The sequence below is a fragment of the Dietzia sp. 111N12-1 genome (genome assembly GCF_001658045.1).
Classification (GTDB): Bacteria; Actinomycetota; Actinomycetes; order Mycobacteriales; family Mycobacteriaceae; genus Dietzia; species Dietzia kunjamensis.
Genome location: NZ_LSSV01000071.1, coordinates 72666 through 92038, shown reverse-complemented (window position 1 = coordinate 92038; position 19373 = coordinate 72666). Strand labels below are relative to the sequence as shown.

Genomic DNA, 19373 nt, shown 5'->3' with positions numbered 1-19373 from the left:
TCACGGCATGCCGGAAGGATACGACAGGGTCACGGCCGTGCGGTACCTCCACGATGCCGACCCACACCTGCGCGCGCACATCGACGCCGTCGGTCCGTGCACCCTCACCCCGACGCCGGACACGGGGCCGCACACCCTCTTCGACCGGTTGGCCTCGTCGATCCTGTCCCAGCAGCTCTCGGTGAGGGCCGCCGCGACGATCGCGGGCCGGCTGCGCGGGCGGGCGACGAGCGACGCCCAGCTCGACCCCGCGCTCGTGGCCGCACTGTCCGACGAGGAACTGCGGGCGTGCGGGATCTCGCGGCCGAAGGTGGCCGCCCTGCGGGACCTCGCCGACGCGGTGCGTGGGGGCCGGATCCCGACCCTGGGGGAACTGAGGGACTACGACGACGACGAGGTCATCAGCTCCCTGACGACGGTCCGCGGGATCGGCCGATGGACCGTGGAGATGCTGCTGATCTTCCTGTTGGACAGACCCGACGTGTTCCCCGTGGCCGATGTCGGGGTGCGGCGGGGATTCGAACGGGTGCTGGGTCTGGACGACAAGGCCTCCCCCGCGATGATGCTGGACCACTCGGCCGGCTGGGCACCGTACCGGTCGGTGGCGTCCTGGTACCTGTGGCGGGCGGTGGACCAGACGGGCGAGGCGGCCCCGGCGCCCACCTCCTCGTCCTAGGCTTCACGACCATGGCGAACCTCTACTGGGAGCGGGTGCGGACGGCGACGGCCCGCGCCGCGGCGGGCGCACGCGACGTCAACCGTCATCCCACGTCGGTCGAACTGCTGCGGCGGGCCCGGCGGGCCCTGCCCGGGGACGCCGGTTTCGGCGACCCGCTCTCGGCCGCCGGCCGCGACAGCGCGGGGACGATCGCCCGGGTGGCCGGCCGACTGTTCGACGAGCAGCCCACCGCGTCCCGGGAGGTGACGCTCGGCGGGCTCCAGGTGTGGCACGCCGTGCTCGAGCGCACGGGGCGGGCCGGCGGCGGGAGCGAGGTGACCATCGTGTTCACCGACATCGTCGGGTTCTCCGACTGGGCGATGCGCGCCGGCGACGAGGAGTCGCTGCAGCTCCTCCGACGGGTCGCCGCGGCCACCGAACCCGAGGTGCTCGCCCACCGTGGCGCCGTCGTCAAACGTCTCGGCGACGGACTGATGGCCACGTTCCCGTCTCCCCAGCTGGCGCTGGACGCGGTGGCCGCCTGCCTGGACGGGGTCGCCGGCGTCGAGGTGGCCGGCTGGCGTCCGCGGTTGCGGGTCGGTGTCCACACCGGGCGCCCGCGCCGGATCGGGGACGACTACCTCGGTATGGACGTCAACGTCGCCGCGCGGCTCGCGGAGAAGGCCGGCGCGGGCGAGATCCTCATCAGCGAGTCCACCCGCGCCGGGCTGGACCCCGACAGCGTGGCGACCCGCCCCAAGCGGACCTTCCGGTGGGGCGGGGTCAAGGGCGTCCCCGACGGGATCGCCGTCTACGTGGCGACCCCGCGCTGAGGAGTTCGGCGGGACCGGGAGCGGGGAACCCGCCATCCGCCGCCCCACCCCGGAACCGGCCGGACCACCGCCGACCGCCGCCATCCGGTAGAACGGACGCATGGCAACCACCAATTTCAAGGGCAACCCCGTCAGCACGTCCGGCGAGCTCCCCGCCGTCGGCTCCAAGGCCCCGGATTTCGAACTCGTCGGCACCGACCTCGCTCCCGTGACCTCCGGGTCGCTGGCGGGCAAGAAGCTCATCCTCAACATCTTCCCCAGCGTCGACACGGGCGTGTGCGCCCAGTCGGTGCGCACCTTCCACGAGAAGGCCTCCGGCCTGGAGAACACCGAGGTCGTCAACATCTCGGCCGACCTGCCGTTCGCCCACAAGCGCTTCTGCGCCGCCGAGGACATCGAGAACGCCACCGCCGGCTCGACCTTCCGCAGCGACTTCGCCGCGGACTACGGCGTCAAGATGACCGACGGCCCCATGGAGGGCCTGCTGGCCCGCTCGGTCGTCGTGGTCGACGCCGAGGGCAAGGTCGTCTACACGCAGCTCGTCGACGAGATCACCACTGAGCCGGACTACGACGCCGCGCTCGCCGCCGTGAACTGAGCGCACCGCAGCGAACGACGAGGCCCACCCCCGAAGAAACGGGGGCGGGCCTCCTTGCTCAACTACTGCGTCCGGCTACTGCGCCTGTGTACCGCGCCGCGACTCAGGCGCTCGCGTCCACCAGGGAGAAGCGGCGGGTGGCCTGCTCGAGCTGATCGAACAGCGTCGCCAGCTCCTCGGAGCGGCGCTCCGCGGGCTGCACGCCCTCGGGGCCGAACTCGGTGAACAAGCTCAGCGAGATCTGCTGACGCACGCCGTACATGTGGAAGTTGGCCACTATCTGCCGCCAGTGCTCCACGGCGCGCACACCACCCTCGGCTCCGTAGGAGACAAAGGCGACGGGCTTGTTCGCCCACTCGCTACCGAGCGAGTCGAAGGCGTTCTTCAGGCCGCCCGGGACACTGTGGTTGTACTCGGGGGTGACAAAGACGAAGGCGTCGTAGGAGTCGATGGTCGAACTCCAGCGCTGCACCCGCTCGTCGGAGTACTGCTTGTTCGCCGCGCCCGGCACCGTGGCCGAGGTGAGCAGCGGGACGTCGAACGACTTGAGGTCGACCAGCTCATAGGTGGCGTCCTGCCGCGCCTGCGATTCCTGCGCGACCCACTCGGCCACGGTCTGCCCGGAACGCTCCTCTCGGATGCTGCCCAGAATGATGCCGATCTTCACGTACGGTCCCCTCTCGTCGTGCGGGTTACTGACGACGAGAACACTACTTGATTGACGTGACACCTACTACCGGTGGCCGTAGACCGTGACCGTCGCCACGGCACAGACACGCCCCCGCTCGTCCCTCGTCGTCACCTGGGCGATGCCCCAGCTCCGCCCGTCGTGCAGGACCTCGGCCCGGACCGTCACCGGCTGCACCAGCGGGATCTGACGCACGTACCGCACGTCGAGCGAGGACGAGCTGACCTCGCGTTCGTGCGGGAACACCGCCGCCCCGGCGACCTCCGCGGCCGCCGCGAACACGCCGCCGTGCAGATTCCCCAGCGGGTTGGCCAGCGTCGGCTCCGGCGCGATCACGCCCTCCACGACGCGGGTTCCGCCCGGGCCGTCGTCCCGCTCGTCCAGCGTCAGGCACAGGACCTCGGCCAGCGTTCCCGGCGCGAGCCTGGACGGCCACGGCGGCTCGTCGTCGTACCCGCCCGGGTCCACGGCTCCCGCGATCTCCATGGATTTGACCAGTCCCGAGGCGATCACCTCGCCGTCGTCGTCGACGACCTCACCGCGCGTCGTGAGGCAGTGACCGTCGTCGCCCAGGTGGTCCGTGCGGATGCCCAGTCCCGCCGATCCCGCGCGCGGTCGCGCCAGCAGGTCCATCCGCAGCTCGGTGGTGACCGTCCACATCCCCTCGGGGCGCCGACGGTGGTTCTCCGACCCCAGTCCCGAATCCACCAGGACCGCCAGACCGCCGGTGGCGAAACGCCCCGACGGGTCGACGAACTGATCGGCGACCGGCTGGTGCCAGCTCACCGACCCGTCCGGGTTCGGGCTGAACGTCAACCCCAGGCGGGGCTCCGGACCGTCGTGCTGCGATTCTCTCACCCGCCGACGCTAACACGTGTTCTCGTTCACTCCCCGCGGCCGCGCGCGCCGCATCGCGTCCGCACAATGGAGACGTGCCACTGAACCGCGAGGCCCTCACGACCCCCCGTCGCTGGCCCATCCGCGTCGCCACGACCGTGATCGCCACCGGCATCGTCATCCTCGTGCTGGCGGCAGCGGCCGGCGGTGCGTGGCTGCTCCTGCGGTCGGCCGTGCACGGCGCGATCGACTCCGCCGACCGCGCCCGGGCGGTCGAAGTGGCGGGTGGGCTGGCGGCCCGGGGTCCGCAGGCGTCCCTCGAGCTGGTCTCCGAGCCGCTGTCCGGGGTGGACCTGGTGCGGGTCGTGGCGCCCGACGGCCGCGTCCTGGCCGGTCAGGTCACCCGCGGCCTCGAGAACGTCCCCGCGCTCCCCTCTCCCGCCCCTGGTCAGGTCATCCAGCGCGACCTCGACGCCCCGAACGGCGCCGACCTCCGCCTCACCTCCGTCGGCGTGGAGGTCCGCGGGGGAACGTTCGCCGTGGACGTGGCCACCGACACCGACCGCTACGACTCCCTCCTGGCCACCGGCGCGGTGCTGTTCCTGGCGTTCGTCCCCGTCGCCGGCCTGGCCACCGCGGTGTTCGTCCACTACGCGATGGGACGGGTGCTGCGGCCGGTCGAGTCGATCCGCTCCCGCGTCGCCGAGATCTCCGCCTCCGGCCGTGGCGAGCGGGTCCCCGTGCCGGAGGCCGAGGACGAGATCTCACGCCTGGCCCGGACGATGAACGCCATGCTCGCGCGCCTCGACGCCGCCCGCACCGCACAGGTCGCGTTCGTCGGTGACGCCTCTCACGAGCTGCGCAGCCCGCTGTCCACGCTGTCGACGATGCTCGAACTGTCCTCCACCTCCGGCACCCCGGTGGACGTGGAGACCGTCGACGAACTGCTCCTGCCGGAGGTGCAGCGGATGCGCACGATGGTCGAGGACCTGCTCCTGCTGGCCAAGAACGACGAGCGCGGCCGGCCGCTGCGCCGCGACGACGTGGACCTCGACGACATCGTGCTCTCCGAGGCCGCCCGGCTCCGCGGGCTCGTCGGCGGCGGCGACGGAGGCGGCGGCGGGCTCGAGGTGGCGGCCTCGGTGGAGCCCGCGCGCCTCGTGGGCGACGCCGATGCCCTGCAGCGCGTGGTGCGCAATCTCGTCGACAACGCCCGCCGCCACGCGCGCGACCGGATCGCGCTGCGGCTCACCGTCGACCGCACGACCCCCGGGTCGCCGCGCGCGGTGGTGTGTGTCGACGACGACGGCGAGGGCGTTCCGCCTGATCAGCGGGATTCGGTGTTCGATCGCTTCGCCCGCCTGGACGCGGACCGCGCGCGGGGCAAGGGCGGATCGGGCCTGGGCCTGGCGATCGTCGCCGAGATCACCCGCTCCCACGGCGGCTCGGTCCGGGCGGAGGACGCCCCCGGCGGTGGCGCGAGGTTCGTGGTCGAGCTGCCGGTCGAGTCACTGGACGACGACGTCGACGACATCCCCACCGGCCCGGCCCGGCCCGCCTGAGCGGTCATCCCGCACAGGGTCCCGCCTCCTGCGCCGGCGGGCGGCTGTGGCAGGACGGATGGCCACGCGCAGACGCCGGCGAGGAGTGGGCGAAGTGGCCCGGCTCAGGGGCGCGCCGCGACGCTGTCGACGAGTCGGTAGCCCTGCCCGCGGACGGTTTCGATGGCGCGGGCCCCGAACGGGGCGTCGATCTTGCGTCGCAGGTAGCCGACGTACACCTCGACGATGTTGTCGTCACCGTCGTAGGCGGCGTCCCACACGGCCCGCATGATCTGGACCTTGGACACCACCTGGTTGCGATGGCGGATGAGGTACTCGAGCACCGCGTATTCACGCGCGGTCACGGTGATCCGCGTATCTCCGCGGCGGACCTCCCGCGCGGCCGGGTCCACCACGAGGTCGCCGGCCTCGAACGTCGCCGGGCGCTCCGGCGCCCCCCGCCTCACCAGAGCCCGGAGTCGGGCCTCGAGGACGACGAACGAGAATGGCTTGACCAGGTAGTCGTCGGCGCCCAGGTCGAAGGCGTCGGCCTCGTCGTATTCGCCGTCCTTGGCGGTGAGCATGAGCACCGGGGTCCAGACCTCGCGGCGTCTCATCTCGCGGACGACCTCGTACCCGCTGCGCCGCGGCATCATGATGTCCAGCACGACCACGTCGAAGTCGTCGGCGCAGGCCATCTCGAGGCCCGCGTCACCGTCGGCGGCGGTCTCCACGGCCCAGCCGCCCGTGACGAGTCCCCGGCGCACGCTCTCGCGCAGCGCCGGCTCGTCGTCGACCACCAGGACCCGCATCGGCGTGTTTCCCTACCCCTCGGGGTCGATCTCCTGGTCCATCCGCTCTGCGGGGACCAGCGAATCCGCGTGCCGCCGGACCACCTTCGCGGGGACCCCGGCCACGGTGGTGTGGGGCGGGACCTCGTGCAGGACCACCGATCCCGCGGCCACCCTGGAGCAGGCGCCCACCCGGACGTTGCCCAACACGATCGATCCGGCGGACAGCAGCACGCCGGAGCCGATCTTGGGATGACGGTCGCCGTCCTCGTTGCCGGTGCCGCCGAGGGTGACGCCCTGCAGGATGGACACGCCGTCGCCGATCACGCAGGTCTCGCCCACGACGATCCCGGTGGCGTGGTCGACGAGGATGCCCGAGCCGACACGGGCCGCGGGATGGATGTCCATCGCGAACACCTCGGAGATCCGGCTCTGCAGGAACGACGCCGCCATGACGCGCCCGGAGTTCCACATCTCGTGGGCCACGCGGTGCACCTGCAGGCCGAGGAAGCCCTTGGCGAAGAGGTAGGGCACCAGGTAGTTGGGGTACGCGGGGTTGCGCTCGAAGCTCACCACGAGGTCGGCCGCGACGGCCTCCAGAACGTGGGGATGCTCCACCAGCACCGCCCGGATCTCCTTCTCCAGCACGTGCCGACCGATCTCGGGGGTCGCGACCCGGGAGGCGGCGAGGCGCGCGAGGGATTCGCCGAGGTCATCACAGCCGTCGATGAGGTCCAGGACCAGTCCCGCGATCAGCGGTTCGTTCCTGCTCGAGGTCGCGTCCAGCGACAGGCGGTTCCAGACGGCGCGGACGGAGGAGTCGGCCTCTGCCCGCGGGACGCACGGGTTCTCGGTGCTCATCTCGATGGTCACCTGATACAGCGTATGCCTGCCCCGGCGGTCGGGGCGAGTCACACCTCCCTCGACGGCCCGCTCCCCGCGCGGCAGGATGGGGCCATGATCCTCATCAACGTGCGTTTCGACGTCAAGCCCGAGTTCGCCGAGTCCTGGCTCGAGTTCACCCGCGAGTTCACCGAGGCCACCCGCGCCGAGCCGGGCAATCTCTTCTTCGACTGGTACCGGTCGCCGGAGTCCCCGAACACCTTCCTGCTGTGCGAGGCCTTCCGGGAGGGCGACGCCCCCGCCCAGCACGTGAACTCCGACCACTTCGCCGAGTTCACCGGCTCGGCCGCCCCGCACCTCGAGCGGACCCCGCGGATCATCAACACCACCGCCGAGGGCGAGGAGTGGGGGACGATGGGCGAGATCACCGTCGAGTAGGCGACGACCCCGCCGGACGTCGCGTCAGATCGAGCTGCCGAGCGCCGACTGCGCGAGAGCGATCGGGTCGACCGGCCACCACTGGCCGTAGTCGAGCGCGTAGACACGGTTGAGGTCGGACACGACCCCGCCGACGGTGACCTGCTGGCGGACCGGCAGCTGGTGGATCGTCGCGCTCGGGTTGAGGCGCCCACCGGAGCCCCAGTCGTGCTGCCAGAAGTACCGCCCGAGGCCGGTCTGACGGCACCAGTCGATGGTGGGGGCGTTGGCGTACACGCCGAGCTCCATCCCCGCGCCGTGGAGCTGGGCGCGCCAGCGCTCGAGGTACGGGCGGATCTGGTTGTCGAACTGCCACCGGGTGGGGTTGTCGTCGATCGCGACGTACATCGGCACGCCGGACGGCCCGCCGGCCTCGCGGTGGATCCGGATCCCGATCGGGGCGTGGCGGTCGCCGCCCGCGGCGCCTTCCCTCCAGTCGGCGGTCTCGGCACGCCCGTACTGGTAGCAGGAGACCATGTTGAGGCCACTGCGGCGGAAGTCGTCGACCTCGCGGCGCAGCAGCGGCTTGCCCGTCATCCACTCGGCGCCGGGGCGACGGTTGGAGCAGTACCGCACGGCGCCCATGTGGCCGGCCGCGCGGATCGACGCCGCCGACGGCGGGCCGGAGGCGTAGTCGAGCAGGGTGCCGATCGGGACGCCGACACCCGCCCCCGGCAGCGCACCGAGCCCGGCGGGGATCGAGGACTGGGCACCCACCGCGGGTGTGATGCCCGCGGCGAGGGCGCCCGCCCCGGCGGCGCCGATGCCGGCGCGGCGCAGGAAGGTTCGGCGGTCGAACGTCATGGGGCTACTCCGGGATCTCGAGGAAGGGGCACGAGGGGGCACCTGTGACACGTGGGACCCGCACACCCGACGAGTGTGTCACAAGGAGATCGCGAAGGATATCCCGGCGTTACCACACGGACGGACCACCACAGGGCAGGCACGGCTGGTTGACTGACGTTCATGACTCGCGCGCACAGATGGTCCGCCACCGACATCCCCGACCAGACGGGCCGGACCTTCGTGGTCACGGGCGCCAACGGCGGGATCGGGCTGGCGACCACCGCCGCACTCACGGCCCGGGGCGCCCGGGTCGTCATGGCCTGCAGGAACGAGGAGAAGGCGCAGGAGGCGCGCGCGACGCTCCCCGCCGGTGACCGGGAGCGCGCGCAGGTTCGCCTGCTCGACATGGCGGACCTGGACTCCGTCGACGCGTTCGTGGCGGCCACGGCGGCGGAGGGTGCGCCGGTCGACGTGCTGATCAACAACGCCGGCGTGATGAACATCCCCCACGCCCGCACCGCGCAGGGACACGAGATGCAGTTCGGGGTCAACGTGCTGGCACATCACGCGCTCACCCTGGGGCTGGAGCAGATGCTGACGGACCGGGTCGTGTGGCTGGGCTCGCTCGCCCACCTGCGCGGACGACTCGACACCGACGATCTCGACATGGACGTGCGCGGCTACCGCCCCATGGCGGCGTACGCGAACTCCAAATTGGCGTGCATCATGCTGGGCTACGAATGGCAGCGCCACTTCGAGCGGTCCGGCAGCGGGCTGCGGTCGGTCGCCGCCCATCCCGGTTACACGGCGACCGACCTCACCCGCCAGAGCGGCAACCCACTGGCGGACCGCTTCTTCGAGTTGGGCAACTCCATCACGTGGGCGGGCCTGACACCGGAGATGGGCGCACTGTCCGTGCTGTACGCGGCGACGGTGCCCGGCCTCACCGGTGGCGAGTTCGTCGGCCCCGATCGCCTCGGGGGCCTACGCGGGCATCCGCAGCCCGCCCGGTCGGGTCGCCGTTCGCACGACCGGACCACGGCCGCCGCACTGTGGCGGCGGTGCACGGAGATGGCCGCGTTCCAGCGGTCATGACGAGGGTCACGACGACGACGAGGTCATCCCCCGCAGAGTGGTGACCGTGGTCGGCCGGTGGCCGGGATGGGTCAGCCGAGCCCGGCCGCGGCCAGCCCGTCGCGCAACTTGGCCCGGTGCTCGGGCGGCCCCTGGAGGAGGGGCATGCGCAGGCGGTCCGAGCCGATGAGGCCGGCCTCCTTCAGCGCCGCCTTGACCTGGATGGCGCCCTGCGAGGTGTGCATGATCGCGTCCACGGCCGGGATGAGGCGGGTGTGGATCTCGCGGGCCCGCGGCAGGTCGCCGGCGTCGACGGCCTCGATCATCGCCCGGTAGTCGTCGCCGGCGACGTGGCCGACGACCGAGACGATGCCGGTGGCACCGAGGGCCAAGAAGGCCAGGTTGAGCACGTCGTCGCCGGAGAACCAGAGCAGGTCCGTCTCCGCCATGAGTCGACTGGCCTCGAACAGGTCACCCTTGGCGTCCTTGACCGCCAGCACCCGGGGGATCTCGGCCATCCGCCGGATGGTGTCCGTGGCCAGGGCGGTGCCCGTGCGGCCGGGGATGTCGTAGGCCATGATCGGGCGGTCGGCCGCCTCGGCGATCATCCGGAAGTGCTCGACGATCCCGTGCTGGGTGGGCTTGTTGTAGTACGGGGTCACCACGAGCAGGGAGTCGGCGCCACGGGCGACCATCTCGCGCGCCGCGCGCATCGAGTGCTCGGTGTCGTTGGTGCCGCAACCGGCCATGACCTTCACCCGGTCGCCGACGGCCTCGACGACGGCGGCCACGCTGTCGTAGTCCTCGTCGTCGGTGGTCGTCGCGGACTCGCCGGTCGTGCCGTTGACCAGCAGACCGTCGTGGCCGTGATCGGCGAGGTGCACCGCGAGCCGCTGCAGGCCGTCGAAATCGATCGAGCCGTCGTCATGCATGGGGGTCACCATCGCGGTGATGACCCGACCGAAGGGATTGTCCGACATGCGCACCAGACTAAGCCACGGTGACGCGGTCGGGAGATTCCGACGTGAGGGGTGCCCACGGGACTAGGGTCGTCAGCACCCCGGCGCCGGGGACCGGCGCCCACCACCGAGACCGCGGAGGCGATTGTGACCGACCAGACCCGACCCGACGACCCCGCGCGCATCCCGGAGGAGCCCCCGGAGTCGTTCGGCAACACCATCGACGGATCGGGGGCCGGCGACGGCAGCACCTCCCGGGGCGGGGACGAGGCGGACACCGCCACCGAGCCCGCCGCCACCGAGTCCGCCACCGACCGGGCCGCCGGGGGCGCGACCCCGCACGACTCCGCGGGAGCGGCGAGCTCAGCTGCGACGTCCGGCGCGGGCGGGGACGGCGCCGCCGAGCGCGCCGAGCAGAAGAAGGTGTACCAGACCCCCGAGCAGCCGGATCACGCCGTGGGCGGCTCGGACGGTACGGCAGACGGCCAGTAGTCGGGCCTGACGTGGCCATCGCCCTGACGCTCACGCTGGCGTTGGTACTGCTCATCAGTGCCAACGCCCTGTTCGTGGCCGTCGAGTTCGGGTTCCTCACCGTCAACCGGGACGACGTCCGCGCGGCCGGCTCGGAGGGCGATCGCATCGCCACGACCCTCGACGGGTCCCTGGCCAGGACCTCGACGAACCTGTCGGGGGCCCAGCTGGGCATCACGGTCAGCAGCCTCCTGGCGGGATACCTCACCGGTCCCTCCGTGGGCGAGCTGATCACCGGCGCCCTCGGCCTGTCGGGGATGGGTGAACCGGCGGCCCGCGGCATCGCGATGACGGTGGCCTTCGTCGTCGTCACCTTCCTCCAGATGGTCTTCGGCGAACTGGTCCCCAAGAACTGGGCCATCGCCGCTCCGATGCGGGTCGCGCGGCTGGTCGTGATCCCCCAGCGGATCTTCATGGCGGTGTTCGGCTGGCTGGTCAAGGGCCTCAACACCACCGCCAACGTCGTCCTGCGGCTGCTCGGGTTCACCCCGCAGGAGGAACCCGGCGAGGCACGGTCACCCGAGGAGCTGCGGGCGTCGGCCGCGCGGTCGGGCCGCCAGGGCGCGATGGACCCGCACACGGCCGAGCTGGTGACCCGCTCGATCTCGTTCGGGGAACACCGCGCGGCGGACGTGATGGTGCCCCGTCCGCTGGTGACGTTCCTGCGTGACCACACCGCACAGGACCTGCTCGACACGGTGGCCGCGACGGGCCGGTCGCGGTTCCCCGTCCTCGGCGCGACCGTCGACGAGGTGGTGGGCGTCGTCCACTACCGGCAGGCGTTGGCCGTGCCTGTCGACGAGCGCGCCCGGACGCCGGTGCGGGAGATCGCCACCGAGGCGACCGTGGTGTCGGAGGTGATGACGCTCGACCCGCTCATGCGGCTGCTCCGTCAGACCGATCTGCAGATGGCCGTGGTGGTGGACGAGTTCGGCGGGACCGCGGGGATCGTCACCCTGGAGGACCTGGTGGAGGAGATCGTCGGCGAGATCGATGACGAGCAGGACCGTGCGTCGCGCACCCACGAGTGGGTCGACGACGACACCGTGCTCGTGGGCGGGATGATGCGGCCCGACGAACTGGGCGCCATCCTGCGACTGGAGATCCCGCCGGTGGAGACGGTGTCCACCCTGTCCGGGCTCCTGTCCGAGGCGGTGGACCGACTCCCCCGGGTCGGCGACGAGACCGAGTTGGACGCGCACGACCACGAGAACCGCGACGACGACGACCTGCCGACGCGGGCGCGTGTGCGCCTGCGGGTGGAATCACTGCGCGCGCACCGGGCCGAGCGGGTGCGTGCCACCGTCCTGCGGGACGAGCCCGAGGCGGTGGACCCGGATGAGTGACGGTGTGGCGTTGCTGGTCCTGGTGGCCCTCCTGCTGGGCAACGGGTTCTTCGTCGCCGCGGAGTTCGCGATGGTCTCCGCGCGGCGCGACAACCTGGAGCCGCACGCTGCCGAGGGCAGCACGCGCGCACTGTGGTCGCTGCGCGGCATGGAGAACGTGTCGCTCTCGCTGGCGGCCACGCAGCTCGGCATCACGGCCTGCTCGCTGCTCATCGGCGCGGTCGGCGAACCCGCCATCGCCCATCTCATCGAGCAGCCGCTGGGCTGGTTGGGCGTGTCCACCGGGTTCGCCCACCCGATCGCTCTGGTGATCTCCCTGCTCATCGTCACGTTCCTGCACATGGTGCTCGGCGAGATGGTGCCCAAGAACATGGCGATCGCCCGGCCCGCGGCCGCGGCCCTCCTGCTCGGCCCGGTCCTGCGGGTCTTCGTGCTGGTGTTCCTGCCCGCGATCTGGCTGATGAACAAGTCCGCGGACGCGGTGGTGAGGTACGTACTGCGGGTGGAACCGCGTTCCGAGGTGGAGACCACTTTCACGGTGGACCAGATGCACGGGATGGTCGCCGCGGCCGGGGACTCCGGCCTCCTCGACGAGGACGAGACGCTGCTGCTCGAGGGCGCGCTCGAGTTCGATCACATCACCGCCGCCGACGTCCTCCGGCCGATCGCGGAGGTGGACTCGATCGAGGAGGACTGGTCCACCGGAGACGTGCAGCAACTGTGCGTGCGGACGGGGCACTCGAGGTTCCCCGTGCGCCGCGGCGGCGCGTACGTCGGCTACGTCCACGTCAAGGACACCCTCGGCGACGACCTGTCCCAGCCTCTGCGCCGGGATCGGATCCGCGAACTGGGGATCGTGCCCGCGGAGACCCCCCTCGACGACGTCCTGGAGGCGATGCAGCGGGCGCGGGCCCACCTCGCGGTCGTCGACGATCGCGAACCCGGCGAACCCGACCCGCGTGGGCTGCTGGTCCTGGAGGACGTCCTGGCAGAACTCGTCGGCGAGGTCAGGGATGCGACGCCCGGAGCCGATCAGTAGGGCGCCCGAGCAGTAGGTCGCTTGAGCAGCAGGAAGCGCCCCGACGACCTACCGGACCTTGTCGGGGTTGGTGTCGAGCACCCGCCCGAGAGTGTTGTCCACGACGATCTGCGCCACCCCGCTGTACGTGGCCACGCCTACTCGCACCGTGGCGGCCAGCGCGTTCTGCAACATCGTGGAACCTCCTGCTAGTCGGTGTGACTCCCGTCACTCTACGCTCGTCGGCGGCGGGCCGCTGACAGATAAACAATCTTTCTGGACGGGCGTTCTGAACGATCGCCCGAACAGTCGTTTCGAACCCTAAAGTGCCCCCTCCATCGCCGCCACCGAACGCGCGAGAGCGCCATCCCGCCACCGGCCGGTGCTATAGTTGATGCGTCATCCACCGCTGGGGAGGGGGCGCAGAGCCCATGTCCGACATCCGTATCCACCGGTCCCGGTCGCGCTCACACGACGCCGGCGGGTGGTTGGACTCCCGCCACTCGTTCTCGTTCGGCAACTACCAGGACCCGATGAACACGCACTTCGGCCGCCTGCTGGTGAACAACGACGACCGCATCGCCGCCGGCTCCGGCTTCGACACGCACGGCCACCGGGACATGGAGATCGTCACGTGGGTCCTGTCCGGCTCGCTCGTGCACCAGGACTCCGAGGGACACAGCGGGATCATCTACCCCGGACTCGCGCAGCGGATGAGCGCCGGCACGGGAATCCTGCACTCCGAACGCAACGACGGCTGGCGCGACGGCCCGGTCCGCCCCGAGGCCGCCCCCGCCGACCCGGTCCACCTCGTCCAGATGTGGGTCGTCCCGGACTCCTCCGGTGGGGATCCCGGCTACGAACAGCTGGAGATCGAACCGGCGGAGCTGGAGAACCAGCTCGTCGTCGTCGCCGGAGGGCTACCCACCCACGCCGACCGCGCCGCCATCCGGATCCGCGACCGCTCGTCCGCGCTGCACGCCGCGCGGCTGGCACCGGGCCGGTCCGTCCAGCTCCCCGACGCGCCCTACGTCCACCTCTACGTGCCCCTGGGCTCGGTGACGCTGGAGGGCGAGGGCCTGCTGGACACCGGCGACGCCGCGCGGATGACCGCCGCCGGGGGCCGACGCGTCACCGCCGGCGACCACGGCGCCGAGATCCTCGCGTGGGAGATGCACGCGGGCATGACGATGCTCGACGTCCGCGGCCACTAGTCCTTCTCGGTTGCCGTCCCCTTGTCGTCGCCGGCCGACAGGGGGGCACCGTCGTCCTGCTCCCCGTCCCCCGGGATGTGGTACAGCGGGTGCACCGGCTCGGGCGAGGGCGCCTCCTCGTGCTTCTCGAGCTCCTCGGCCGAGTAGGCACGGCGCCACTGGCGGGTGATCGTGGGCGGCCTCTCCCCCATGTCATTGCTGATCCCGCGCACCAGGCTGTACATCATGACGAAACCCATGATGAAGAACGGCAGGCCGATGACGGTGATGACCTCCTGAAGCGCGGTCAGTCCGCCCTCGCCCGTGCCGGCCAGCAGGGTCGCCGCGACCGCGCCCATGAGCACGCCCCAGATGACGCGCTGATGGGTCGGCGAGGGCTCGAAGTCGTCGTCCTTGCCGGAGGCCATCATGTCGACGACCATCGACGCCGAGTCGACGGACGTGGTGAAGAAGACGACGACGAGCAGCACCGCGATACCGGAGAGCAGCGTGGCCAGCGGGTAGTTCGACAGGAACGCGAACAGCGCGCCCGGGATGTCGCCGTCGTCGACCACCGCCTCGGTGAGGCCACCGGAACCGAAGAGTTCGATGTGGAACGAGGCCATGCCGAAGATGCCGAACCACAACACCGAGAAGCCCACCGGCAGGGCGAGGACGCCGAAGACGAACTGGCGGATCGTGCGGCCGCGGCTGATCCGGGCGATGAAGATGCCCACGAACGGCGACCACGTGATGGTCCACGCCCAGTAGAAGACGGTCCACGTGTTCTGCCACGAGGCCAGGTCGTCGTTGGCAGGAAAGACGTTGTTCCACAGCGCCAGCTCCGGCAGGGTCGACAGGTAGATCCCCAGCGACTCGACGGTGCCCTTGAGCAGGAACAGGGTCGGCCCGGTGGCCACGACGAAGATCAGCAGCGCGACCGCGACCGCGATGTTGAGGTTGGACAGCCGCTTGATGCCCTTCTCCAGGCCCAGGGCCACGGAGATGCACGCGATGGTGGTGACCACGACGATGACGAGGACCTGGACGACCGGGGACATGGCGATGCCGAACAGCTCGTCCAGGCCGGCGTTGATCTGCAGCGTGCCCAGGCCGACCGAGGTGGCCACACCGAACACGGTGCCGACGAGTGCCACGATGTCGATCGTCTTGCCGAGCGGACCGAAGATCTTGTCACCCAGCAGCGGGGCGAAGATCGAACTCACCCGAGGCGGCATCTTGCGCTTGTAGATGAAGTAGGCGAACGCCAGGGCGGGCAGCGCGAAGATCGTCCACGTGTGCAGGCCGAAGTGGTACAGCGTGAACGCCATCGCCTCGGTGGCCGCGTCCCGGCTGCCGGGCTCGACGCCCCCGCGCGGCGGGGTCGCGAAGTGCGAGATGGGCTCCGCCACGCCCCAGAACATGAGGATGGTGCCGATCCCGGCCGCGAACAGCATGCCGAACCAGCTCAGCGTGGAGTGCTCGGGGAGCTCGTCGTCCCCGCCGAGACGGACGTGGCCGAATCGGCTCAGGGCGATCCAGATGAGGAAGCCGAGGAACGCGGTGACACCGAAGATGTAGAACCAGCCGAGGTTGGTCATGATCCACCCGGAGGCGGAACCGAAGACGCTGCCCACCCAGTCGCCGGCGAAGAACGTCACCACGACGAAGAGAAGGATGACCCCGACGGTCGTGAAGAACACCCCCGGATCGGTCTTGAGCCTCAGTGCTCTCAGTATCCGTTCGGACATGGTCTCCCCCGTCGTCTCGGCTCTACCCGGGCGCCGGTGCCGCCGGATCGAGTGGTTCAGTCAGAGTGCTGCTTCTATTAGTGGTCGGGCTTCTACCAGTGGTGGTGCTTCTACTTGTGGTCGTGCTTCAACCTGTGGTCCTGCTTCTAGTACGCGAAGTTGTGTACCACGAATACCTTCCCGCCGCTCGAATAGGCGATTCCCATACCGGCGGACCGGTACCCGGGATCGAGGAGGTTTTCGTTGTGTCCGGGCGAGTTCTTCCACAGGTCGACGAGGCAGGTCGCGCCGCAGTGGGTCCCGGCGGCGACGATGTTCTCCCCGTAGCCACGGCCGATCAGGGCGGTGTTGTGGACCACCTCGTCGCGGGCGGCGAGTCGGTCGGCCCAGGCCTGGGCCTCACGGTCGAGTTCCGGGTTGGGCGCCAGCGTCCCGAGCGCGCGGCCGATGCGGTACGCGTCGATCTCGCGGACGATGCCCTCGCGCAACCCGCCGCCGACGGCCAGGGCGGTGATGTCCTGGTAGGCCATCTCGCTGGAGCCGACCGCAGCCCACGCCTCGGGAGGCAGTGCGGCCCGCACCTGGGAGACGAGACCGTCCACCTGGGGGACCAGGTGGGCCGGGATCAGGTGCTGCGGGATGAAGGACGGCAGGGTCCGGTCAGCCGTCTGGGCAGAGGCGGTCGCGGCCCCACCCAGAAGGGTGGCGGCGGTGACGGCGATCGTCGCGAGTGACGCGATGGGACTGGTGCGCATGGTGGTGATCATGCCGTCTCGGTGCGCCTGAAGCGAACCGATTGGCCGATGAGGTAACAGGACGGGCGCGGGACGGCGTCAATGCTGTGACCAGCAGATATCAGCGATGCTGGTGTGACTGGAGTGGCTCACGGGGTACGAGGAACCGACCCGCTCCGGGGAGCACCTCGACGGTCACCGGAAGGGGCGCGATGGCGTCCCCGTCGGCGAAGGCCTCGACGTCCGCGGCCTCGAGTCGGACCGTCCGGCACCGCCTCGTCGACACGCCGCGCAGACCCACGTGGGCACCGGAGTAGATCGAGGGGAAGTGCCGCATGAAGCGGAGTTTGGAGATCTTCCCGACGTAGCAGACGTCGAACAACCCGTCGCTCCGGTCGGCGTCGGGTGCGATCTTCATGTCCCCGCCGTAGCTGCGGGTGATCGCGAACGCGCTGAGCAGGACCTCGGTCTCGACGGTGTCCTCGCTCGGCAGCCCGGCGTCGAAGACCATCCGGAAGCGCCGGGGACGGTAGGTCGGGAACTCGATGATCGAGGCGAGGACGTAGCGCAGGGGCCCGCGGAGGAGTCCCATCTCGTTGACCCGCCGGTTGACCTTCGAGTCCAACCCGGCGCACAGCACCGAGGCGAACACCGTTGGTTCCCCGCCGTCCGGGGTGGCCCGGCCGAGGTCAACGGTCTCGACCCGGCCGTCGGCGACGACGTCCGCGGCGGCCTCGGGATCGCCCAGGGGGATGCCGTATTCGCGGGCCAGGTCGTTGCCGGTGCCCGCCGGGATGATGCCCACGGGCACATCGGTGAAGGCCTGCGCCTGCACGGCGATCGAGACCATCCCGTCTCCACCGCACACCACCAGCGCGTCGGTCCCGTCGGCCACCGCCCGCCGCGCCAGCGCGAGGGACTCGGTCGCCCCGCCTCCGGCTAGCCGGGTGACCTCGAGACCGTGCGCGCGCAGCCGGTCGGCGGCCCGGCCCGCCACCTTCTCCCCGCGCCCACCGCCCGCGGCGGGGTTGACCAGCAGCGTGACCGCGCCGATCCGGCGGTCGGACAGCTGCGCGCTCATGGGATGAGTGTGCCCGGGTTGCACACGCCGTGGGGGTCGACGGCGTTCTTCACCGCTCGCAGCATCCGCAGGCCGACCTCGCCGATCTCCGACTCCAGATACGGGCGGTGGTCCACCCCGACCGCGTGGTGGTGGGTGATCGTGCCGCCGGCCGCCACGATCGCCTCGGAGGCCGCCCGCTTGGCATCGAGCCACTGGGCGGCGGGGTCCTGCCCACGCTGACCAGCGACCACGGTGAAATAGAGGGACGCACCCGTCGGGTAGACGTGGCTGATGTGGCACATGACCAGCGCCGGCGTTCCGGAGGCCTCGAGCGAGGTGGTCAACGCCTCCGTGACCGCAGCCCGCAGTGCCGGCAGGCGCGACCAGTCGGTGGCGGTCTCCAGGGTCTCCACCAGCGCGCCGTTGTCCAGCAGCGCATCGCGCAGGACCGGGGCCCCGAAGCGTCCGTGCTCCCACGACTGCGCGGGCTCCGCGCCCAGGGAGATAGCGCCGTGGGCGATCATGACCTCCCGCGTCTCCGCGTGCCGGGACCCGGCATGGGCGGCCGTGCCCTCGAACAGGCAGAGACACAGGCACCCTCCGGAGCGGTCCTCGTCGTCCGCGGCCCGCTCGCCGATCGACTCGGTCGCGGTCGCGAGGTTCACCATGGTCTCCGTCTCGTCGGACAGACGGATGACCGTCGGGCCCGTCCCCTGCTGTTCGACCGCGCGCAGCGCCGCGGCGCCGGTGGCGAAATCGGGGAAGCGGAACGCCTCGTGCCGCACCACCTCCGGCACCGGATGGATCCGCACGCGCACCCGGGTGCACACGCCGAACGCACCCTCCGATCCCAGGAGCCACTGCCGCAGGTCCGGGCCCGCGGCCGATGCCGGGGCCCGGCCCGCCTCGATCACGCCGACCGGGGTGACCACCGTCAGCCCGCGGACCATCTCGTCGAAGCGCCCGTATCCGGCGGAGCTCTGTCCCGAGGACCGGGTCATCGCGTAGCCGCCCAGCGTGGCGTAGGGGAAGGACTGCGGGAAATGCCCGAGCGAGAAACCGTGCTCACCCAGCAGTTCCTCGGCCCGAGGGCCCGTGACACCCGCCCCGAGGACCGCCTCCCCCGACTCGGGGTCGATGGACTCGAGACCATCGAAATGGGCCAGGTCGACGCTCAGCACGGCCCTGTTCGTCCCGGTGTCCGGGTCCAGGCCACCGACGACGGAGGTGCCGCCACCGAAGGGGACCACCGCGACCTTCTCGGTGGTGCACCAGTCCAGGAGGGCGGCCACCTCGTCGTCGTCCCCCGGGGCCACCACCGCATCGGGGCAGTCCACGGCCGGTCTCGTCCGCCACGCCAACAGGTCGGGCGTCGACTTGCCACGGGCGCGCGGCAGGCGCTGCGCGTCGTCGGCCGAGACGTCGTCGGGGCCCACGATGTCGGCCAGTGCGGCGAGATCGGCGTCGGTCAATCGCGACGGCGAGGCGGTCACCGCGGACGGGTCGAACGTCCGCCCGGTCTCCGCGGTCACGCCGAGCACGTCGCGCAGCAGGGCGCGGATGCTCTCGCTCAGCTCCGTGGCCTCGGCGGCCGTCCCCCACCTGGACAGGTCCATCGGTGGTAGCGGCAGGCGGCCGGATCGGTGCTTGTC

The 19373-nt window shown here is 71.1% G+C and carries 21 protein-coding genes; 10 read left to right on the top strand and 11 right to left on the bottom strand.

The window, feature by feature from the left end:
* Window positions 1–7 precede the first annotated feature (7 nt).
* The 3 genes from AYO52_RS14810 (at window position 8) to tpx (ending at window position 2089) form a co-directional block, all read left to right on the top strand.
* Complete coding sequence (locus AYO52_RS14810; protein ID WP_067718966.1) at window positions 8–676, top strand: DNA-3-methyladenine glycosylase; 669 nt, start codon at window positions 8–10, stop codon at window positions 674–676.
* An 11-nt stretch (window positions 677–687) separates the two neighbouring features.
* Window positions 688–1491 (top strand): adenylate/guanylate cyclase domain-containing protein, encoded by an 804-nt coding sequence (locus tag AYO52_RS14805; protein WP_067718962.1) that lies wholly within the window; start codon window positions 688–690, stop codon window positions 1489–1491.
* Window positions 1492–1591: 100 nt separating this feature from the next.
* Entirely contained in the window at window positions 1592–2089 is a 498-nt protein-coding gene (gene tpx / locus AYO52_RS14800; protein ID WP_067718959.1) for a thiol peroxidase, read from the top strand.
* A 103-nt stretch (window positions 2090–2192) separates the two neighbouring features.
* Here tpx and AYO52_RS14795 read toward each other — a convergent pair whose 3' ends face one another.
* Window positions 2193–2756, bottom strand: coding sequence for an NADPH-dependent FMN reductase (locus AYO52_RS14795; RefSeq protein WP_067718956.1), 564 nt, complete (start codon window positions 2754–2756; stop codon window positions 2193–2195).
* A 66-nt stretch (window positions 2757–2822) separates the two neighbouring features.
* Window positions 2823–3635: a PaaI family thioesterase gene (locus AYO52_RS14790; protein WP_067718954.1), complete on the bottom strand. Its 813-nt coding sequence runs from the start codon at window positions 3633–3635 to the stop codon at window positions 2823–2825.
* Between the two features lie 74 nt (window positions 3636–3709).
* On the opposite strand from AYO52_RS14790, the gene AYO52_RS14785 reads away from it, so the two are divergent.
* Complete coding sequence (locus tag AYO52_RS14785; protein WP_067718951.1) at window positions 3710–5176, top strand: cell wall metabolism sensor histidine kinase WalK; 1467 nt, start codon at window positions 3710–3712, stop codon at window positions 5174–5176.
* 104 nt (window positions 5177–5280) lie between these two features.
* Here the strand turns inward: AYO52_RS14785 and AYO52_RS14780 are convergent, their stop codons facing one another.
* Window positions 5281–5967, bottom strand: coding sequence for a response regulator transcription factor (locus AYO52_RS14780; protein ID WP_067718948.1), 687 nt, complete (start codon window positions 5965–5967; stop codon window positions 5281–5283).
* Window positions 5968–5979: 12 nt separating this feature from the next.
* Entirely contained in the window at window positions 5980–6819 is an 840-nt protein-coding gene (locus tag AYO52_RS14775; protein WP_082924056.1) for a serine O-acetyltransferase, read from the bottom strand.
* A gap of 84 nt (window positions 6820–6903) precedes the next feature.
* Between AYO52_RS14775 and AYO52_RS14770 the strand changes: the two genes are divergently transcribed.
* Complete coding sequence (locus AYO52_RS14770) at window positions 6904–7227, top strand: putative quinol monooxygenase (protein ID WP_067718946.1); 324 nt, start codon at window positions 6904–6906, stop codon at window positions 7225–7227.
* Between the two features lie 24 nt (window positions 7228–7251).
* On the opposite strand, the gene AYO52_RS14765 is transcribed toward AYO52_RS14770, so the two are convergent.
* A complete protein-coding gene (locus tag AYO52_RS14765) occupies window positions 7252–8070 on the bottom strand; it encodes a DUF1906 domain-containing protein (RefSeq protein ID WP_067718943.1) in 819 nt (272 codons plus the stop codon).
* A gap of 162 nt (window positions 8071–8232) precedes the next feature.
* Between AYO52_RS14765 and AYO52_RS14760 the strand changes: the two genes are divergently transcribed.
* Window positions 8233–9147 (top strand): SDR family NAD(P)-dependent oxidoreductase, encoded by a 915-nt coding sequence (locus AYO52_RS14760; RefSeq protein ID WP_067718941.1) that lies wholly within the window; start codon window positions 8233–8235, stop codon window positions 9145–9147.
* Window positions 9148–9218: 71 nt separating this feature from the next.
* On the opposite strand, the gene dapA is transcribed toward AYO52_RS14760, so the two are convergent.
* Complete coding sequence (gene dapA, locus AYO52_RS14755; RefSeq protein WP_067718938.1) at window positions 9219–10106, bottom strand: 4-hydroxy-tetrahydrodipicolinate synthase; 888 nt, start codon at window positions 10104–10106, stop codon at window positions 9219–9221.
* A 126-nt stretch (window positions 10107–10232) separates the two neighbouring features.
* Between dapA and AYO52_RS14750 the strand changes: the two genes are divergently transcribed.
* The 3 genes from AYO52_RS14750 to AYO52_RS14740 are packed head-to-tail and all read left to right on the top strand — an operon-like array spanning window position 10233 to window position 13001.
* Entirely contained in the window at window positions 10233–10577 is a 345-nt protein-coding gene (locus AYO52_RS14750) for a hypothetical protein (RefSeq protein WP_067718935.1), read from the top strand.
* A gap of 11 nt (window positions 10578–10588) precedes the next feature.
* Window positions 10589–11962, top strand: a complete 1374-nt coding sequence (locus AYO52_RS14745) for a hemolysin family protein (protein WP_067718932.1) — start codon at window positions 10589–10591, stop codon at window positions 11960–11962.
* Window positions 11955–13001 carry a hemolysin family protein gene (locus AYO52_RS14740; RefSeq protein ID WP_067718929.1) on the top strand — a complete coding sequence of 349 codons (1047 nt, stop codon included), beginning with the start codon at window positions 11955–11957 and terminating at the stop codon, window positions 12999–13001. The genes AYO52_RS14745 and AYO52_RS14740 overlap by 8 nt, the downstream gene beginning before the upstream one ends.
* A 48-nt stretch (window positions 13002–13049) precedes the next feature.
* Here the strand turns inward: AYO52_RS14740 and AYO52_RS19150 are convergent, their stop codons facing one another.
* On the bottom strand, window positions 13050–13175 hold the full coding sequence (locus AYO52_RS19150) for a hypothetical protein (RefSeq protein ID WP_256385631.1): 126 nt from the start codon (window positions 13173–13175) through the stop codon (window positions 13050–13052).
* 236 nt (window positions 13176–13411) lie between these two features.
* Here AYO52_RS19150 and AYO52_RS14735 point away from each other — a divergent pair, with 236 nt between their 5' ends.
* Entirely contained in the window at window positions 13412–14194 is a 783-nt protein-coding gene (locus tag AYO52_RS14735; protein ID WP_067718926.1) for a pirin family protein, read from the top strand.
* On the opposite strand, the gene AYO52_RS14730 is transcribed toward AYO52_RS14735, so the two are convergent.
* From AYO52_RS14730 to AYO52_RS14715, 4 genes are all read right to left on the bottom strand, one after another.
* A complete protein-coding gene (locus AYO52_RS14730; protein WP_067718923.1) occupies window positions 14191–15924 on the bottom strand; it encodes a BCCT family transporter in 1734 nt (577 codons plus the stop codon). The genes AYO52_RS14735 and AYO52_RS14730 overlap by 4 nt on opposite strands.
* A gap of 146 nt (window positions 15925–16070) precedes the next feature.
* Complete coding sequence (locus tag AYO52_RS14725) at window positions 16071–16679, bottom strand: CAP domain-containing protein (protein ID WP_240341356.1); 609 nt, start codon at window positions 16677–16679, stop codon at window positions 16071–16073.
* Window positions 16680–16779: 100 nt separating this feature from the next.
* Window positions 16780–17739: a diacylglycerol kinase gene (locus AYO52_RS14720; RefSeq protein WP_082924055.1), complete on the bottom strand. Its 960-nt coding sequence runs from the start codon at window positions 17737–17739 to the stop codon at window positions 16780–16782.
* Window positions 17736–19337, bottom strand: a complete 1602-nt coding sequence (locus tag AYO52_RS14715; protein ID WP_067718918.1) for an FAD-binding oxidoreductase — start codon at window positions 19335–19337, stop codon at window positions 17736–17738. Before AYO52_RS14715 ends, AYO52_RS14720 begins: the two co-directional genes overlap by 4 nt.
* Between the last annotated feature and the right edge of the window lie 36 nt (window positions 19338–19373).

Bases quoted from the DNA above. Each gene is read 5' to 3' on its own strand.
- AYO52_RS14810 (WP_067718966.1), top strand. From the start codon at position 8: ATGCCGGAAGGATACGACAGGGTCACGGCCGTGCGGTACCTCCACGAT.
- AYO52_RS14805 (WP_067718962.1), top strand. From the start codon at position 688: ATGGCGAACCTCTACTGGGAGCGGGTGCGGACGGCGACGGCCCGCGCC.
- tpx (WP_067718959.1), top strand. From the start codon at position 1,592: ATGGCAACCACCAATTTCAAGGGCAACCCCGTCAGCACGTCCGGCGAG.
- AYO52_RS14780 (WP_067718948.1), bottom strand. From the start codon at position 5,967: ATGCGGGTCCTGGTGGTCGACGACGAGCCGGCGCTGCGCGAGAGCGTG.
- AYO52_RS14770 (WP_067718946.1), top strand. From the start codon at position 6,904: ATGATCCTCATCAACGTGCGTTTCGACGTCAAGCCCGAGTTCGCCGAG.
- AYO52_RS14765 (WP_067718943.1), bottom strand. From the start codon at position 8,070: ATGACGTTCGACCGCCGAACCTTCCTGCGCCGCGCCGGCATCGGCGCC.
- AYO52_RS14760 (WP_067718941.1), top strand. From the start codon at position 8,233: ATGACTCGCGCGCACAGATGGTCCGCCACCGACATCCCCGACCAGACG.
- dapA (WP_067718938.1), bottom strand. From the start codon at position 10,106: ATGTCGGACAATCCCTTCGGTCGGGTCATCACCGCGATGGTGACCCCC.
- AYO52_RS14740 (WP_067718929.1), top strand. From the start codon at position 11,955: ATGAGTGACGGTGTGGCGTTGCTGGTCCTGGTGGCCCTCCTGCTGGGC.
- AYO52_RS19150 (WP_256385631.1), bottom strand. From the start codon at position 13,175: ATGTTGCAGAACGCGCTGGCCGCCACGGTGCGAGTAGGCGTGGCCACG.
- AYO52_RS14735 (WP_067718926.1), top strand. From the start codon at position 13,412: ATGTCCGACATCCGTATCCACCGGTCCCGGTCGCGCTCACACGACGCC.
- AYO52_RS14730 (WP_067718923.1), bottom strand. From the start codon at position 15,924: ATGTCCGAACGGATACTGAGAGCACTGAGGCTCAAGACCGATCCGGGG.
- AYO52_RS14725 (WP_240341356.1), bottom strand. From the start codon at position 16,679: ATGCGCACCAGTCCCATCGCGTCACTCGCGACGATCGCCGTCACCGCC.
- AYO52_RS14720 (WP_082924055.1), bottom strand. From the start codon at position 17,739: ATGAGCGCGCAGCTGTCCGACCGCCGGATCGGCGCGGTCACGCTGCTG.
- AYO52_RS14715 (WP_067718918.1), bottom strand. From the start codon at position 19,337: ATGGACCTGTCCAGGTGGGGGACGGCCGCCGAGGCCACGGAGCTGAGC.